The 16,702-nt window shown below is 49.0% G+C and carries 20 protein-coding genes and 1 rRNA gene; 8 read left to right on the top strand and 13 right to left on the bottom strand.

Annotated features, from left to right (window positions below):
• Position 1: 1 nt before the first annotated feature.
• From ftsZ to mraZ, 8 genes are all read right to left on the bottom strand, one after another.
• On the bottom strand, positions 2 to 1,321 hold the full coding sequence (ftsZ, locus tag TREBR_RS04870) for a cell division protein FtsZ (RefSeq protein WP_013758108.1): 1,320 nt from the start codon (positions 1,319 to 1,321) through the stop codon (positions 2 to 4).
• A 113-nt stretch (positions 1,322 to 1,434) separates the two neighbouring features.
• The gene (gene ftsA, locus TREBR_RS04865) at positions 1,435 to 2,697 is read right to left on the bottom strand and encodes a cell division protein FtsA (RefSeq protein WP_013758107.1); all 1,263 of its coding nucleotides are present in this window, start codon (positions 2,695 to 2,697) and stop codon (positions 1,435 to 1,437) included.
• A gap of 108 nt (positions 2,698 to 2,805) precedes the next feature.
• Complete coding sequence (locus tag TREBR_RS04860) at positions 2,806 to 3,636, bottom strand: cell division protein FtsQ/DivIB (RefSeq protein ID WP_013758106.1); 831 nt, start codon at positions 3,634 to 3,636, stop codon at positions 2,806 to 2,808.
• A 45-nt stretch (positions 3,637 to 3,681) separates the two neighbouring features.
• Entirely contained in the window at positions 3,682 to 4,836 is a 1,155-nt protein-coding gene (locus TREBR_RS04855; RefSeq protein ID WP_013758105.1) for a peptidoglycan glycosyltransferase FtsW, read from the bottom strand.
• The gene (locus TREBR_RS04850) at positions 4,833 to 6,299 is read right to left on the bottom strand and encodes a UDP-N-acetylmuramoyl-tripeptide--D-alanyl-D-alanine ligase (RefSeq protein ID WP_013758104.1); all 1,467 of its coding nucleotides are present in this window, start codon (positions 6,297 to 6,299) and stop codon (positions 4,833 to 4,835) included. The genes TREBR_RS04855 and TREBR_RS04850 overlap by 4 nt, the downstream gene beginning before the upstream one ends.
• Entirely contained in the window at positions 6,296 to 6,592 is a 297-nt protein-coding gene (locus tag TREBR_RS04845; protein ID WP_013758103.1) for an FtsB/FtsL family cell division protein, read from the bottom strand. Before TREBR_RS04845 ends, TREBR_RS04850 begins: the two co-directional genes overlap by 4 nt.
• Positions 6,593 to 6,608: 16 nt before the next feature.
• Positions 6,609 to 7,601 carry a 16S rRNA (cytosine(1402)-N(4))-methyltransferase RsmH gene (gene rsmH / locus TREBR_RS04840; RefSeq protein WP_013758102.1) on the bottom strand — a complete coding sequence of 331 codons (993 nt, stop codon included), beginning with the start codon at positions 7,599 to 7,601 and terminating at the stop codon, positions 6,609 to 6,611.
• A gap of 12 nt (positions 7,602 to 7,613) precedes the next feature.
• On the bottom strand, positions 7,614 to 8,057 hold the full coding sequence (gene mraZ / locus TREBR_RS04835; protein ID WP_013758101.1) for a division/cell wall cluster transcriptional repressor MraZ: 444 nt from the start codon (positions 8,055 to 8,057) through the stop codon (positions 7,614 to 7,616).
• A 146-nt stretch (positions 8,058 to 8,203) separates the two neighbouring features.
• Here mraZ and TREBR_RS13540 point away from each other — a divergent pair, with 146 nt between their 5' ends.
• The gene (locus TREBR_RS13540; protein WP_013758100.1) at positions 8,204 to 8,899 is read left to right on the top strand and encodes a DUF8091 domain-containing protein; all 696 of its coding nucleotides are present in this window, start codon (positions 8,204 to 8,206) and stop codon (positions 8,897 to 8,899) included.
• Positions 8,900 to 8,980: 81 nt separating this feature from the next.
• On the opposite strand, the gene TREBR_RS04825 is transcribed toward TREBR_RS13540, so the two are convergent.
• On the bottom strand, positions 8,981 to 9,706 hold the full coding sequence (locus TREBR_RS04825) for a flagellar filament outer layer protein FlaA (RefSeq protein ID WP_013758099.1): 726 nt from the start codon (positions 9,704 to 9,706) through the stop codon (positions 8,981 to 8,983).
• A 20-nt stretch (positions 9,707 to 9,726) separates the two neighbouring features.
• Positions 9,727 to 10,413 carry a flagellar filament outer layer protein FlaA gene (locus TREBR_RS04820; protein WP_281054879.1) on the bottom strand — a complete coding sequence of 229 codons (687 nt, stop codon included), beginning with the start codon at positions 10,411 to 10,413 and terminating at the stop codon, positions 9,727 to 9,729.
• A 211-nt stretch (positions 10,414 to 10,624) separates the two neighbouring features.
• Between TREBR_RS04820 and TREBR_RS04815 the strand changes: the two genes are divergently transcribed.
• Entirely contained in the window at positions 10,625 to 11,623 is a 999-nt protein-coding gene (locus TREBR_RS04815) for a class II fructose-bisphosphate aldolase (RefSeq protein WP_013758097.1), read from the top strand.
• Between the two features lie 125 nt (positions 11,624 to 11,748).
• Here the strand turns inward: TREBR_RS04815 and TREBR_RS04810 are convergent, their stop codons facing one another.
• The gene (locus TREBR_RS04810; protein WP_013758096.1) at positions 11,749 to 12,441 is read right to left on the bottom strand and encodes a hypothetical protein; all 693 of its coding nucleotides are present in this window, start codon (positions 12,439 to 12,441) and stop codon (positions 11,749 to 11,751) included.
• 214 nt (positions 12,442 to 12,655) lie between these two features.
• Here TREBR_RS04810 and infC point away from each other — a divergent pair, with 214 nt between their 5' ends.
• From infC to TREBR_RS04780, 6 genes are read left to right on the top strand one after another with little or no spacing between them, the layout of a single operon-like run.
• The gene (gene infC / locus TREBR_RS04805) at positions 12,656 to 13,177 is read left to right on the top strand and encodes a translation initiation factor IF-3 (RefSeq protein WP_013758095.1); all 522 of its coding nucleotides are present in this window, start codon (positions 12,656 to 12,658) and stop codon (positions 13,175 to 13,177) included.
• A gap of 13 nt (positions 13,178 to 13,190) precedes the next feature.
• Positions 13,191 to 13,391, top strand: a complete 201-nt coding sequence (gene rpmI / locus TREBR_RS04800; protein WP_013758094.1) for a 50S ribosomal protein L35 — start codon at positions 13,191 to 13,193, stop codon at positions 13,389 to 13,391.
• A gap of 20 nt (positions 13,392 to 13,411) precedes the next feature.
• Positions 13,412 to 13,771 carry a 50S ribosomal protein L20 gene (rplT, locus tag TREBR_RS04795; RefSeq protein ID WP_013758093.1) on the top strand — a complete coding sequence of 120 codons (360 nt, stop codon included), beginning with the start codon at positions 13,412 to 13,414 and terminating at the stop codon, positions 13,769 to 13,771.
• Between the two features lie 3 nt (positions 13,772 to 13,774).
• Complete coding sequence (locus TREBR_RS04790; RefSeq protein ID WP_013758092.1) at positions 13,775 to 14,269, top strand: cell division protein ZapB; 495 nt, start codon at positions 13,775 to 13,777, stop codon at positions 14,267 to 14,269.
• A 43-nt stretch (positions 14,270 to 14,312) separates the two neighbouring features.
• Positions 14,313 to 14,615 (top strand): cell division protein ZapA, encoded by a 303-nt coding sequence (locus tag TREBR_RS04785; RefSeq protein WP_013758091.1) that lies wholly within the window; start codon positions 14,313 to 14,315, stop codon positions 14,613 to 14,615.
• Between the two features lie 3 nt (positions 14,616 to 14,618).
• On the top strand, positions 14,619 to 15,086 hold the full coding sequence (locus tag TREBR_RS04780; protein WP_013758090.1) for a YaiI/YqxD family protein: 468 nt from the start codon (positions 14,619 to 14,621) through the stop codon (positions 15,084 to 15,086).
• On the opposite strand, the gene TREBR_RS04775 is transcribed toward TREBR_RS04780, so the two are convergent.
• Entirely contained in the window at positions 15,083 to 16,318 is a 1,236-nt protein-coding gene (locus TREBR_RS04775; RefSeq protein ID WP_013758089.1) for an HD-GYP domain-containing protein, read from the bottom strand. The genes TREBR_RS04780 and TREBR_RS04775 overlap by 4 nt on opposite strands.
• Positions 16,319 to 16,501: 183 nt before the next feature.
• Positions 16,502 to 16,610: ribosomal RNA gene (gene rrf, locus TREBR_RS04770) — 5S ribosomal RNA — on the bottom strand.
• Between the last annotated feature and the right edge of the window lie 92 nt (positions 16,611 to 16,702).

Genomic DNA, 16,702 nt, shown 5'->3' with positions numbered 1-16,702 from the left:
GCTACTCTCCCAATTGGATTTTACGTAAATACGCCGGAATTTTTATGTCGCCGGACGACGGCACCGAAGCTCCGCCGGACAGATGCGGCCCGGACGGCTTACCCTGCTCTTTTCCGCTTTCAGCGGCGTGTCCGGTCGGCAGAGGAACGGATCCTCCCGCCGGAGTTTTTACCGCGCCGCCGGCAATTCCCGCGGATGAAAACAGATCCGCCTCCGCCGCCGGTGCGGAACGTTTCGGCACCGATTTTCCGCTCACGACACGGATAAAATCGTCTATATCTACCGTATTATTATCGTTTTTTATTGCCGCATGTTGTTCAATTTGCGCCGCCTGCTGGGCAAGATTTTCGTGAACCGCGGTGTTGAATCCCGTCGCAATAACCGTTACCGTCATATCATCCTGCATGGAAGTATCCACCACCACGCCGTAAATGATATGCACTTCCGAATCGGCCGAAGCGTTGATGATATTGACGACTTCGGCTATTTCCGTCATGGAAACGTCTTCACCGCACGTAATGTTTATCAGGATATTTTTTGCGCCGTCGATGTGGGAATCCTCCAGCAGAGGATTATTGATTGCGGTAGTCGCCGCGTCCACGGCGCGATTGTCGCCGGTACCGCTGCCGATGCCCATAATGGCGTCGCCTTTGCCTTCCATCGTAGTGCGCACGTCGTTGAAATCGACGTTAACCAAACCGGGTTTCGTGATAACTTCAGAAATTCCCTGCACGCCTTGGCGCAGTACGTCGTCAGCCTGCAAAAACGCCTGTTTGATCGGCGTGCGGCGATCGATTACTTTCAGCAGATACTGGTTCGGAATCACGATTAACGTATCGACTTCCGCGTGCAGTCTGCGGATGCCTTCTTCGGCAAGCTTCATTTTGACTTTGCCTTCAAAATCGAACGGTTTGGTAACGACGCCGACAGTCAGCGCCCCCTGCTGCTTGGCTATCCGTGCGATCACCGGAGCCGCTCCGGTTCCCGTACCGCCGCCCATTCCGGCGGTAACGAACACCATATCGGCGCCTTTCAATATGTTTGAAATCGTATCTTCATCTTCTTTGGCGGCTTCTTCACCGACTTCAGGCTTTCCGCCCGCACCGAGACCGCCGGTCAGTTTTGAACCGATCCCTATCTTTTTAGGCGCATTTGAGTAGTTGAGCGCCTGCAAATCCGTATTTACGACTACGAAATCGACGTTTTCGACGCCGGCCTCTATCATTCTGTTAACGGCGTTCGACCCGCCGCCGCCGCAGCCGATAACTTTAATTACCGTCGGATTCACCGTCTGCTCACTGACAACCGAAATATCCATCATTTAACCGTTCCTCCCAACCCTTCACGTGCATGCGACGCGACGCTGCCGCCAACCGCCGTTCCCGTGAATCCGCGGAACCCGTCTGCAAACTGCAGCTTTCAGTTTTCCCCGGATCAAAAAAATTCTTTAAATAAATCGGACAGTTTTTTCCCCAGATTACCGCCGGATTTTTTCGTATTTTCCCTCTCATTATATTTATTGTTATGTTTTATATCAATACGGCGCCGGAGGTTCAAATTACTTAAAATCAGGCCCGCAACGGTTGCGTATTCGGGCGTCCGGTACTCTTCCATAATACCGCCCAAGTTGCCCGGAATTCCGATTCTCACGGAAGTCGTTTTGAACACGCTTTGGGCAAGTTCCACGACGCCCGGCAGCAAAGCGCCGCCGCCGACGAGTACGACGTTGCCGGAAAGCTGCGTCAGGTTGGATTTTTTCACAATTTCGGAGCGCACCATCTCGAAAAGTTCTTCCATCCGGGCCTGAATTATCTGACAAATCTCCACGCGCGAGATCGCTTCGGGAGCGCGGCCGCCCACGCCGGGAATGATGACTTCTTCATACGAATCGATGAGCGGCTCCCAGCAGCAACCGGATTTCAGTTTGATCCGTTCGGCCGTTTCAAACGAAATGCCCTTTACGACGGCGATATCGTTGGTTACGAAGCTGCTGCCGACCGGCACGGATACGGTGCACACCGGCGCGCCGCCCACGAGGACCAGCGCGTCCGTCGTTCCGCCGCCCAAATCGATCAAAATGGAACCGAGTTCAAGTTCTTCTTCCGTCATAACCGCCTGAGTGGCGGCAAGCGTTTTAAGCATGACTCCGTCGATTTTATATCCGGCACGGTCGACGCACCGCTGAATGTTCTGAACGGCGGTCACCGAAGCGGTGATGATATGTACTTCGGCCTCCAAACGGATGCCGATCATGTCTTTGGGATTTTTAATGCCGCGCTGCCCGTCGACAATATACGACTGCGGCACGACGTGCAGTATCTGGCGATCCATCGGGATAACGACCGCTTTGGCAGCTTCTATCACGCGCGTAACGTCGGCCTGCGTGATCTCACGGCTGCTTTTGCCCTTGCCGGTTACCGCAACCAATCCTTTGGAGTTGAGACTCTCTATCTGCAGACCGCCGATACCGGTAACGCAGGACATGACTTCATATCCGGAAACCATCTCGGCGGCTTCAATCGCTTCCTTCAACGCACGCATCGTCGCTTCTATGTTGACGACGGCGCCGTTGCGCAGTCCGGTTGAAACGCTTTTACCGACCCCGATAATCTGGATGGTATCGTTTTCCGTAAATTCACCGATAACGGCTCTTACGAAACTGGTACCAATATCGAGTCCGACGATAATATCACTCAAGGATCCCCCCTAAGAAAACGCTGTCCGGCACACCGCCCGATCAGCGCTCATAATTAATATAAACCGCGCCGATCATACTGCAGTGATGCAAAAAAGTATCAGCGTGTCTTAAAACGCGGATGCCGCCGTCCGGAACGAAACGGAACCGTACCGTAAATCGATCTCGGCAATATCGGGTTCGATAGAATTAACGACATCCAGCACTACAATCATGTATTGTAACGCATCTTCATTCAAAGTTCTATCGGTCAGAACCCGCGTTTTCGAATAGGTCGGATACAAAACCAATTCGTAATTACCGTACTCTTTCGGCTCGATATGGATTTCCGAAACGGCCGTCAGATATTTCTGCGGCAGCGTTTCAAGCGCAGCCAATTGCTGCATCAGCGCGCGGTATTTACTGTGCAGACGCATTCCGTCCGCATACTGTTCAACGGGCAGCCCCGTTACGAGCGGCAGCTGAGCAACGGAGGTTCCGGCCTTCGCCGAAAATAATACACCATTTTTATCGATTTGAACAGGGAGCGTCCGGCCGTCGGCTTCTATCAGCGTCGTCGCAACCGGGATCCGTTCCGTAACGGAAACGAACACCGTATCGGGAAAGCGTTTTTCAACGGACACGGACTCGATTGCCGCACACGTCGCCAGCGCGGAAGCCGCCGCGGCCGTATCGAAGCGGATCCACGTATCGTCGGAAGAAACGTTCAGTATCCGAACCAGTTCTTCGCTCGTATACTGCTGCAAACCCGAAAACGAAATTTTCACCGGTACCAGAGACGGAATAATAACCGTATATAAAACGACTTCAACGGCCAGTACCGCGCAAAGCACCCCCACAAGTACTTTGAGCATCATCACTTTGGAATCCGCCGTTTTGTGTCCGGAATGATGTTCCGTTACGAATCCGTTCATATCCGTATAAACGAAAGTGTCACTCATTTGATCCCCTCTTTTCCTTTCCACCCATAATTAAAACACCGACCATTACAACACCGATTCGACAGGTTCCTCCCGATAACGGGAAATATTGATCGACAAACCGCTCAAACAGAAAGTCGCAAGCAGCGAAGAGCCGCCGTACGAAAAAAACGGCAGCGTTATACCCGTTGCCGGAAGCGCACCGCACACCACGCCGCAGTTCATCAGCGACTGCACCAGAATGCAGCTGGCAGCACCGAAACCGATCAGCGCACCGAACGTATTACGGCAGCGCACCGCGGCCGTATACGCCCGCCATGAAAAAAACAGCAGCAGCGCGAAATATCCTATAACGCCGAAAAAGCCCATCGCTTCGGCCCATCCGGCAAAAATATAATCGGTCTGGATTTCCGGAATCCGGTTAATTTTATCCAAACCGGACCCCATACCCTGTCCCCAAAAGCCGCCGTCGCTGATCGCAGTTCTGGCGGCGGACGTTTGATAATTGTATCCGTGCGTATCGAATTCCGGATTGATAAACGCGATGAGACGATTTACGCGGAACGGAGAACTGAACACGAACAGCAGCAAAGCGAACACGGCCAGAAGGCCGAACGGAACCAGATAACCGAGTTTTGCGCCTGCCATATAAAACAGCAGCAGACCGATCAGCAAAATGAACAGCGCCGTCGAAAAATCGTCCTGAAACAATACGATCAACACGAAAACGCTCAATCCGGCAATTGCCGAACGCATTTTAAGCGGTTCCGATTCGGACTGTTCGGAACGTTTATCAAACCAGTTCGCCAAAAACAATATGACGGCAATTTTTGCCAATTCCGACGGCTGAAACGTTTCTCCGGCAAACGGAACCCGTATCCAGCGGCTTGCGCCGTTACGGGGAGAACCGATTCCGGGGACAAAAGGCAGCAGACACAAAATCAGCGTCCCGATAACGAATCCCGGCAGCAGTTTTCTGATCACGTCGAGACTGAACGTCGCGCAGCATATGCAGGCGATCCCGCTGGGAACGGACAGCAGCAACTGCCGCTTTACAAAATACAACGAATCATCGAACACCCGGGAGCCGTAATTCGCCGAACACATATACAGCGTCAATATACCCAAGCCCCAGAATAAAATAATACCGGCAATCAAAGATGCGTCGCATCTCCGGCTCGACTCAACCGGGCGCTCGGCAAAAAGTGCGAATCGGTTCATACGGCACACTCCGTCAGATAAGGAGTCAGCCGTTCCAGCCGCATACCGCGGGAGCCCTTGAGCAGCACCACGTCGCCGCGCCGTAAAAAACCGCACAGCAGCGCGGCCGCGTCGGAAATCACCGCGTCGGAACTATCTGCAAAACATTCAACACGTACGGAACCGACACGGTCTTCCCGTACGAGCCGTTCCGCGGCCGCACTTACGGCCCTCCCGATGCACACCAGTAAAACCGCACCGGAAGCCGCGGCGGATCGTACCGCGGCGACGTGCGCGGACTCCGACTCCGCACCCAATTCCAGCATATCGCCCAGTACGGCAATTTTTCTGCCGGGTTCGATATCCAACGATGCAAAAAAATCAAGCGCCTGTTCCATCGAGTCCGGATTCGCGTTGTAACAATCCTGAACGACTGACACCGGTCCGCCGATGATCTGGCTGCGTCCGAACAGCGGCCGAACGGATTCCAGTCCCGCTTTTATATCGTCCGCACCGAACCCCATATACGAGGCGAGCGACGCCGCTGCGAGTGCATCGGAAAAATTTCCCGCACCGGGAAGCGGAAGCAGGATCGGGACTTGCCGATATAAAAATTCCGTCCCGGCAAGGCCCGCGTTTTTTATCCGGGAAACAGGATCCGTATTCACCCCGTACCGAACGACCGTGCCGCCGCAGTTTTCCGCAAGAAAATCGGCGTACGGATCGGCTGCCGGAATGAACGCAACGCAGTCGGCGGTAAAACGGGAAAAAATCTGTTTTTTTTCATACGCTATCGCGTCTTTACTGCCGAGAATTCCGATGTGGGCAGAACCGATGTTCGTTACGACTGCGAACCGAGGACAAAGCACGTTCGCCAATTCCGCTATTTCACCCTTGCGGTTCATGCCCATTTCAAAAATGCCGACTTCGTGTTCCGCCCGAATCTTGAAGACGGACAACGGCAATCCCGTTTCCGAATTCAGATTGCCTTCGTTCATGACGACCGTATATTTCCGCGAAAGAACGGCGGCAATCAATTCCTTTGTCGTCGTTTTTCCGCTGGAACCGGTTATCCCGATCTTAATCAAATCGGGGAATTTTTTTACATACGCGGCGGCGGCACACTGGAGCGCGGTCAGCGTGTTCTTTACGACGATAAAAACCGCATCGGGATAATTTTCCAAAAAATCCATAAACAGACCGGCCAAACATTCGTAACTTTCCAGATCGGCAAAAACGACTCGCGCACCCTGTTCGAGCGCCTGAAGAATATACTTGTGTCCGTCCTGCGTTTCGCCCACCAGCGGTACGAACAGCGAGCCGTCCGTAACGGTTCTGCTGTCGGTCGTTACGTTCGTAAAGTGAAAACGTTCCGCAGCACCCGCCAGACACACATATTTTCCGGCGACAGCTTCTATCGTTTCCCTAAAAGAAAGCAGAGAAGATTCCGATGTACGCGTTGCCGCCGCTGATTCTATACTCATTTCGAGAGATCCCTCATTTCAACACGGATAATTTCATTACTTTCCGCAAGCCGCATCCCCAATTGAGTCGAAGCTATTTCTTCAATCCGATCAGCGCCGGACAAGACGCTGATACCCGTAATCAAATTCTTATTGTTTTCTATCAGCGCGGCCTGCTTCTGTTCCAGCCGCAGGATTTCCGCTTTTACCGCTGCAAACTGCCGAGCCTGCATACCGTCGATCATCAGCAGCAGCGGAATACTTGCGGCAAAAACACATATTATGCTGTTTCTCAGCAGTTCCTTTATATTCATACGGTTCTCCTGCTCCTTACACGTTTTCCGGAGCAATTAACGCTGCACTCTGCGCGGAAATATCGCGCAGCTTTCTGATGACCCGGAGTTTCGCACTTCGCGACGGCGAATTAACCGCTACCTCGGCACCGCTCGGTCCGAGCGGTTTGCGCGTCAGTAATTCGGCATGAGGAACTCCTCCACATATACATATCGGTTGTTCCGGCGGACAGATACACACTTTACTCAAATTACGGAAATAATTCTTTACGATCCGATCTTCAAGCGAATGAAACGTAATGACGCCCATCTTCCCGCCGCATTTTAATACGTTAAAAGCCGCGGGCAGTGCTTCCGGCAGCCTGTTCAATTCCCTATTGACCGCGATCCGCAGCGCCTGAAACGTTTTCGTTGCCGGATGGATCGCTCCGTGCCGATACGCAGCCGGAACGGAGCGGTACACGATATCCGCGAGAGCCGCCGCCGTTTCAATTTTAGACTGCGCGCGTTCCCGTTCGATCGCAGCCGCAATTCTGCGGCTGTACCGCTCTTCACCGTATATATAGAATATATCGGCAAGCTGCGCGCTGCTCAGCGAATTGACCAAATCACCAGCCGAAGGACCGGCGTCGGGATTCAGCCGCATGTCCAGCGGTTCGTCCTGACGGAAAGAAAATCCTCTTCCCGATTTTTCATAGTGAAACAGCGATATGCCCAAATCGAACAAAATCAAGTCGGGTTTCGGCATATCGCCCGGATAATTTGCATAAAAATCGTTGAACCAGCCCAAGTGAAAATTCATCCGGCTGCCGAACGGCGCAAGCCGCTCTTTCGCACGAGCCTGAATATTCGGGTCTGCGTCCAAACCGATTATACGCAAATCGGAATACTTCGTTAAAAACGCTTCGGAATGTCCGCCTTCACCGAGCGTGGAATCGATCATAAAAGGTTCCCGTTCAAACGGTTCGCCTACAGGCGATAATGCGTCGAGACATTCTTGCAATAAAACCGGCGTATGAACGATATCCAAAACACTTTCCTTTTATAAACAAATTCCGCTTAACCCTTCCGTTGCTTCACGGAAAGACGGTTCGCTTTCTTCCAAATACGTTTTATACGCGTTGGCATCCCATAATTCCATATATTTATTGATGCCCAAAATAACGCACTCTTTTGAAAGCGCGGCGTATTCACGTAAACTCTGCGGGATTGAAATTCGGCCGGCTTTATCGAATTCGACGGTCTGAGCCGGCGCGATCAAGTGACGGACGACGAGCCGCGACTTTCCGCTGAACGGAGAGGCTGCGTCCATCAACTTTGCCGAAAAATTTTTCCATTCGTCAGGGGTAAACAGCCACAAACAATTGTCAACGGCCTGCGTTATGATGAGTTTTTCACCTGTCAATTCGGTACGCAATTTTGCCGGAAAAAGGATCCGTCCCTTTTCATCCAGCGTATTGCGGTACTCACCGGTAAGCAGTTCCATTCCACAATTTCCCACTATCTACCACAATTTCCCACTTACTATCTATTCTATCGAAAAAATTCTTACTGTCAACAAAAAACACGGCTTTTAACCGAAAACACGGCAAACCCGTTTACTTTTTTACTACACAAATATATAGTAGTTTTATGATTAACACGTACAGTGAATCCTCGCTTCATAAAACGGTAAAAAATCTCTATGCGGACCGGTACGGCGGGCAAACGGAACAGGCAGTCAACGGCAAAATATGCGACGTCGTTACCGCAGACGGCGGTATCATAGAAATTCAGTCGGGAAATTTGGGAAAACTGACGGAGAAACTCCGTCTGCTGATTACGGATCATCCGGTCAGAGTGATATATCCGCTGTGCACGGTCAAATACATTGAAACCATGCAAAACGGCGTGATTGTATCGTGCCGGAAGAGTCCGAAAAAACAGAACATATACGCGCTCTTTGCCGAACTGACTTCTTTATACGAACTGCTGCTGCATCCTGATTTTACGCTTGAAGTGCTGGAAAGTGAAATTACTGAAACGCGGATAAAAACAGACGAACCGGTACAGCTTATAAATAAAAGCCGCCGGTTTCGTAAAAACTGGTATAAAACTGATAAAAAGCTGCGGAACATAGAGTCCGTTCGGATTTTCAGCACCGCGGAAGACTATCTGACGCTGCTGCCCGGCGACCTGCCGGAACCGTTCCGTACGAAAGACCTTGCCGTAACCGCGGGAAAACACGCACACGTTACGGTTTGGGTTCTGCATAAAATGGGACTGCTGAGACCTGTCGGCAAAAACGGCCGAACACACCTATACCAGCGCACGGACGCGCCCTTTTAAATAAAAAACGCTCCTGTTTTTGCGGTAAAACGAAAAACAGGAGCGCTGTCTTAAACTATTTCATTCAACAGGAACGCAGGTTTACCAATTGTCGACCATATCGTCTTCGTCGCGATTTTCCATGTCGTACAAGTCGGTAACGGCACGTAAATCGTCAAAATACATATAATAAGCACCTCTTGCAAGCATCGGGTCGCAGTCGATGCGGAAGCCGACGATACGCAGACCTGGGCGATCTCCGTAATAGGCGCTCTGTTGCACGATACCGTGTTCTCCGTCCGGTGACGGCGGAACGGCAACGGTCATTTTTTTCCAACCGGAAAAGGCCAGCGATCCCATATACAATTCAAAATTGTTTCCGAAATAATCCTGAACCAAAAGATACAGCGAATGTCCCTGATTACGTCCGGCAACCCAAACGGATACCGTCTTGGTAACGCCTTCAATCGGAACGGGCCGTGCCGCCGTTATGTAAAAACTGTTGATACCGCGGCGAAAAAACTCGACTTTAACACCGAGCACTTTCTCGTCCGTAATGTTTTCATTTTCACTGCCGGCAAGCGGTTCTTTCGCAGCGGGGCTTCCTTCAAACAGACGGCCGCTGATTACGCCGTTGTCGGATGAAATCCGGGCATTCCAAGAGCCTTCACGTTCAAACAAGTCAACGGAAACTTCCCGCAGAGCCTGTTTTGCGGAATCGGCGCCGATAACGCTTGCATCGGGGTCAGTCAAACTGGAAGTCCCCTGCTGCGCAACAGCCAATCCTGCCGCGCATACGCACATCATTAAAGCGATTATTTTTTTCATATTCAGTTAACTCCTCAACCTTAATTTCCCGTATCGGAACCGAAATCCAGTTTACGCAAATTGTAACCGTCGTAAATAGTTTCCAAAACGTTCGTCGTGTATTTCAAATTATCAAAGTAGATAACAAAATCGTCAACAAATTCATTCGGATCGGATCGGACGCGGAAGCCGACGAAAGACATGTGTTCCGGTCCGGAACGCAGCCGGGACTGCTGGCGGATATACGTCGGAATTTTCACGATAACGTTGCGCCAGCCTTCAAACGCCAAATTACAGGCAGGCAGCACGTGCACGCGGCCGTCCGCGTCACGAACGAGCACTTCAAGAAAATACAGATAATTCGCACCCCATACCCAGAAATCGATCTGCGAAGTAATTCCTATAAACGGAATTTCATAATTTTTCGTATTGCCGTTCTCATCCTGTGCGACAGGATACACTTCAAACCAGTTATCACCTTTACGGTCAAACTCGACTTTAACGCCTAAAACTTTCGGATCGGGATCTCCGCTTTTACTCAAGTGGGTCAACGAATTCGGCATTCCGTCGATATACGCCAATTTCGGGAACCCCTCCGTAACGAACCTGCTGGACTGTACCGCCCAGCTCCACTCCATTGCATCTGCAGTATCAAAATTGTCAATACTGATTGTCTCTACGCTCTTTACACTGGGCTGCCCGAAAACGGGAACACAGAACAAGACCATAAGAACAAGACTTACGAAGACACACACGCCCTGCTTCATCGGAAACTCCTTTATAAAGTCACGAAAACATAATTTCACTGTAATTATCGACATAATTATATTTCTTCAACATATCTTTGTCAAACTCTTTTCCCTCATTTCCCGGTTTTTCTCTTGATTATTTTACCGTAAGTGCATATATTCGATATATATTTATTCAGAGGAGTCAATTATGACCAGTTACAAGGAGTTAGGTCTCGTAAACACGAAAGAGCTGTTTGCAAAGGCCGTCAAAGGCGGTTATGCCATTCCCGCTTATAATTTCAACAATATGGAACAGCTCCAGGCTATCATTCAGGCCTGTGTCGAAACGAAATCACCGGTTATCCTGCAGGTATCTTCGGGCGCACGCAAATACGCAAATAAGAATCTCCTGAAGAATATGGCCCGCGGCGCGGTGGAATACGCACACGAACTCGGCTACGATATTCCGATCGTTCTGCATCTCGACCACGGCGACACGTACGAACTGTGCGTGGACTGTATCGAAAGCGGATTTTCGTCGGTTATGATCGACGGATCAAGTCTTCCATATGAAGAAAACGTCGCGCTCACCAAAAAAGTATGCGAATACGCGCACAGCCGCGCCGACTACGTTACCGTTGAAGGCGAACTCGGAGTACTCGCGGGCGTTGAAGACGACGTCGCCGCCGAAGAAAGCCATTACACGAAACCCGAAGAAGTTGAAGATTTCGTAAAAAGAACCGGCGTTGATTCGCTGGCCATCTCCATCGGCACGAGTCACGGCCGCCAGAAATTCAAGCCCGAACAGTGCACGCGCACCGCGGACGGCGTTCTGGTTCCGCCTCCGCTCGCGTTCGACGTTCTTGAAGCGATTGAAAAGAAACTGCCCGGCTTCCCGATCGTTCTGCACGGATCCTCGTCCGTTCCGATCGAATACGTAAAGGAAATCGAAAAATACGGCGGAAAACTCAAAGACTCCGTCGGTATTCCCGAAGGACAGCTGCGCAAAGCGGCAAAATCCGCAGTCTGTAAAATCAACATCGACTCCGACGGACGTCTTGCAATGACCGCTGCAATCCGCAAAGTATTCTCGGAACATCCTGAAGAATTCGATCCGCGCAAATACCTCGGACCGGCACGCGACGAACTGAAAAAACTGTACATGCATAAAAACAAGGAAGTTCTCGGTTCAGCGGGAAACGCCTAATTAGTATCGATAAATAAACGGACGAACGCTCCGTGTAATGAAAACGGCTATCCGTTTGAACTTTGTTCAGGCGGATAGCCGTTTGTTTATTCGGCTGCCGTTTGTTCATTCAGCAGACGTTTTGTTTACTCGGCGGAACTTTCCGCAGTGATGTCAGCCGAAGATTGCCCTGTCGCCGTGCGGCACCTGCTCCCGCGCTCTCGGCCGAGTGGAAACGACATATTGACAACAGCCGCAGCCGCATACAGAACGGAAAATAAAATCCATAACAGCGTGTTGCCCGAATCGTACCAGAACGCTTCTATCGCCGCAGGTACGCACAAAGCGGCAATCAGCGCACCGATAAACGGGAGTCCATTTTTCAGCGATTTTCCGAAACCGTCGTACGCACGTCTCAGCAGAAACGCCGCGTTAACCGAAAGCAGTAAATATAGTACCGGTTTTACAAACAGCACGAAAAACGGATATGTTGCGTTAGCAGAAAACACTCTGAATGGCAGAAAAACCGTGTAAAAGCCTGCAATAAGCGGAAAAAACGAGGCATACTTAAAAGAAACCGTGTCTTTTGAAAGCAGCCAGAACGCCGCATATAATATACCGATCGGAAGCAGCGTTTCAAAACAAAAATAGAAGAAAAAATTACCGACAAAACCCGCCGGCGGCAAACGGTATGAATTTCCGAACAGACCGGACGCACAGCAGAAAACGACGGCGCACATCAATCCGGCGTAACAAACAGACAGGAATCCGGCAGATTTACGCTGCCGAAAAAAAAGAAAAAGCGCACAAGGAAAAATGGTTACCAAAAAAATATACATATACAACATATACCTGAAACGGATATAAAAATCAACCGGAAATAGTTGCGATTACCCAAAGACAGTCCGATAACGGCTGAACGGCAACTCGTGCAATACAAAAAAATCATTTTACATACTAGACATGCCACCCGCATATCTGTTATGATAACGTATATGCTTTACATAAGTGTTATTCCTGCTGCATTGCACACGAATAATCCAAGGGGGATCGTTGGCGGAAAATAAGGGTTTACGGATTAATGAACAAATCCGTGTTCGAGAAGTCAGACTAATAGACGATGAGGGTGAACAAAAAGGTATTGTCCCTACCATTGAGGCTCTCAAAATGGCTAAAGAGCGTGAGCTCGACCTTGTTGAAGTTGCACCGCAGGCGAATCCGCCGGTATGTAAAATTCTCGATTACGGCAAGTACCGGTTTGAACAGGAGAAAAAGCTCCGTGACTCCAAGAAGAACCAGAAACTGCTTAAACTCAAGGAAATCAGAATGCAGCCGAAAATCGGCGCAGGCGATCTTGATTTTAAATCGAAGCATGTACAAGAATTTCTGGCCGAAGGTAATAAGGTAAAAGTAACCATCCGCTTCCGCGGGCGTGAACTTGCCCATACCGAACTCGGTTATGATGTTCTGAAAGAAGTCCTGAAAAGACTGGACGACGAATATGTCGTAGAAAAACAGCCCGCTATGGAAGGCCGTTTTATGTCGATGACATTAAGTCCGAAAGCAAAAAAATGACGAGGTAACGTAAATGCCCAAAATGAAAACAAAGCGTGCCGCAGCGAAACGGTTTTCGTTGACCGGAAGTGGAAAAGTCAAGTATAAGAAGATGAATCTTCGCCATATCCTGACCAAAAAGGCCGCGAAACGCAAGAGACAGCTCCGCGCTTCCGGTATTTTAAGCGAAGCGGATGCCGCTAAAGTCCGCAAACAGCTTCTGCCTTACGGTTAATTACAAATTAGGAGAATACGATGTCAAGAGCAATTGACGGAACGAAACGCAAGAATCGCCGTGCCAAAATCCTGAAACTGGCAAAAGGTTTTACCGGAAGAAGAAGCACGAATTATAAAGCTGCAAAAGACGCAGTTGTAAAATCACTGACGCACGCATACGTGGACCGCCGTGACAGAAAGGGCGATATGAGGTCTTTGTGGATTACGCGTATTAACGCCGCAGTCCGTGAAGAAGGCCTTTCCTATTCTCGTTTTATCGAAGGTCTTACGAAAGCAGGCGTGCTGATCAACCGCAAGGCGTTGTCTAATATGGCAATCGAAGATCAGGATGCATTCAAAGCGGTCGTTGAAACGGCAAAAAAGGCACTGGGTGCATAGCAGATGATTTCCCTTGATCAGATTCGCGTACTTGAACAGAAAGTTGAAAGTATCGTTGCAAAACTGGGACTGCTTGTAACGGAAAATGCCGAGCTGAAACAGAAATGTGCGCAGCTTGAACAATCCGGAAAAGAAGCCGCCGCTGCATTATCCGCATATGAGCAGGATCAATCCAAGATCGAACAGGGAATTCTTCATGCACTGGACCGGCTGAATACAGTTGAAAATTCTGTATTGCAAGCAGCCGGTCAGCTTCAGTCCCCGCAGCAGCAAACGGCTCCTGCGGAACACACGACGGCGCAGCCGTCCGTTTTCGCTCAGGAAACGGACACTTCCGCTCCGCAGGCAGTACCGGAAACGACGACGGTTTCTCCCGTACAAACGTACGGAGCCGCAGACGTTCCTGCAGCACAAGACGATATAATAGAAGAAAAAGAAGACTCGTTATTCAACGGCACACCGGCTGAACAAAATAACGGTCAATTTGATATTTTTTAACGAACCGCCCCGTTTTCGGATATAAAATCGGAGTCGTACGCAGATGGGAACACTTCAGATTGATACATTAGGTACCTCTTTTACAATCAAGGCAAAAGAAAGTTCAGCGTATCTGCAAAGTCTGCTGACCTATTATAATCAAATCGTCAAACAGCTTGAAAACAATGCGGACACGAAAGAACCGCTGCAAAGCGCAATACTGGCCGGTATCATGCTGTGCGATGAATTGTATAAAGAAAAAATAAAAAACGCACAGCTGGCAAAATCTCCGAGCTCAAGAGAACTTTCCGAAGCGGAAGAACTTACGCTTAAAATGATTTCAAATATCGAAAAGGCGCTCAATTAATTCATGCAGGGTTTCAGCGTATGGATAGATGCGGATTCCTGTCCCGTTCCGGTCAGAAATCTGGTTTTAAAATTTGCCAAACGATTGCAATTTCCGCTTTATTTCGTTGCAAACAGGCAGCTTTCCCTACCAGACTGGGAAAACGTTCACATGATACAAGCCGAAGCAACGGCAGACGCTGCCGATAATTATATCGTAGCAAACGTTGAACCGGACGACATTGCGGTTACCCGAGACATACCGCTTGCGGCACGTTTAATAGCGAAAAAGATAACAGTTCTAAACGATCGGGGAACAATATTTACTCCTGAAAATATCTCGGAATACATATCTATCAGAAATTTTAACTATTCACTCGTAACGGCCGGCATTCAACCGGAACGGAACGGTTCATACAATCAAAAAAACAGTAATAATTTTGCAAACTGCTTCGATAAGGAAATTCAAAAAAAGCTGAAACGATACCGCTAGGTTGCATCGGGATATGCAAGACGGATTTCGCTTATCTGCGGCTGCACTTTGAAAAATATTGAAACAATCTGCGGATCAAATTGCTTACCGGATTCAGCCAAAATCTCCGCAAGAACGTCGCGCTCGTTCCATGCCTGCTTATAGATACGCTTTGACGAAAGTGCATCAAAAACGTCTGCCAATGCCACGATGCGTGCCGCAAGCGGAATTTCTTCACCAGCAAGACCATCAGTACATAAATCTTCGGAGAAATCTCCAACGGTTATCTTAGAAAGATCGACGTTTCCTGGGTATCCGGTACCGTCCCAGCGTTCGTGATGATGCAGGGCGACCGCACGCGCCATTTCGTCGAGCGGCGATTCAATCTCCGCAAACAGGCAAGCTCCCAAATACGTATGCGTTTTGATAATAGCATATTCTTCGTCCGTGAACGAGCCCGGTTTTTTTAAAATAACATCCGGAATACCGACTTTTCCGACATCATGCAGCATGGCCGCAATTTTTAATGCATCGCGGAATTTATGCTGTTCATCTTCCGGAATATGGTTTTCAAACGCCCAACGATCATAAATCTCAACCGCATAACTTGACACCCGAAGAACATGACCTCCGGTTTCCTTCGGATCACGAAAACCGGCCATAGTAATCATTCGCATAACCATAGAACGGGTTAAATAAGCCCTTTCCAAAGCTTGCGTTGCCGCTGAAGCAAAATGAGTCAAAAATAATTCGGCATCTTCATCAAAACTGATAATGGTCCCATCAGTATCCAATGCATTTATCATCTGCAAAACGCCGAGAATTTTACCTGCAGCGGTGCGCAACGGCAGCGTCAAAATAGATTTCGTTCGATATCCGGTCACACTGTCAGACTGTTTATTAAATGAATACGGCAGTTCAGGAGACAAAGCATATGCATCCGAAATATTTACGGCAGTTCCTTTCAGAACAGAAAAACCGGCAATAGATTTTTCATTAACGGCAAAAGAAAAATAAGAAAACGGCAATTTCTGACCTGGAGCAAGTTTTCGTCGTTGCGTGTCATTTTGAGCATATTTTATACTTAATTTTTCATTCTCATATACGTAAATTGATCCGGCATCAGCATGAACAATACCGCGAGCTTCTGTTAAAAGTCTTTCAAGCAGAACGTCAACATCCTGAATATCGGTAAGTATCTTTTCCGTTTCAAGAATTTTTTGTAATTTTTGCTCTCGTGAAATTTTATTCATAATCTTAATCCTTACCTATAATATCAGTAATAGTGAAAATAGTCCAGTAATAAAGAAAAAGATTACAGACTTGCGGGCAATCAAATACAATAACACCAAAATGAAAACTAAAACACTCGTGGAGACTTTTTCCTGCACGTTTTATGCGTATGAGAGTTTGAAAAGAGTTTTAAAATAAAAAAAGCCTGGCAGCAACCTACTTTCCCGCAATAGCAGTATCATCGGCGTAAGAGAGCTTGACTTCCGTGTTCGGGATGGGAACGGGTATTACCTCTCCACTATGGCCACCAGGCAATTAAACAGATTAAAGGAAACGATACAATATCAAGAGCCGCTGCGGTTCAGGCTATTGCGCTTCAAAGGTTTCATAAGATTATCAAGAAA

Source organism: Treponema brennaborense DSM 12168 (genome assembly GCF_000212415.1).
GTDB lineage: Bacteria > Spirochaetota > Spirochaetia > Treponematales > Treponemataceae > Treponema_F > Treponema_F brennaborense.
The sequence above is the reverse complement of the archived record's forward strand: the minus strand, read 5'-3'. Positions and strand labels throughout refer to the sequence as shown.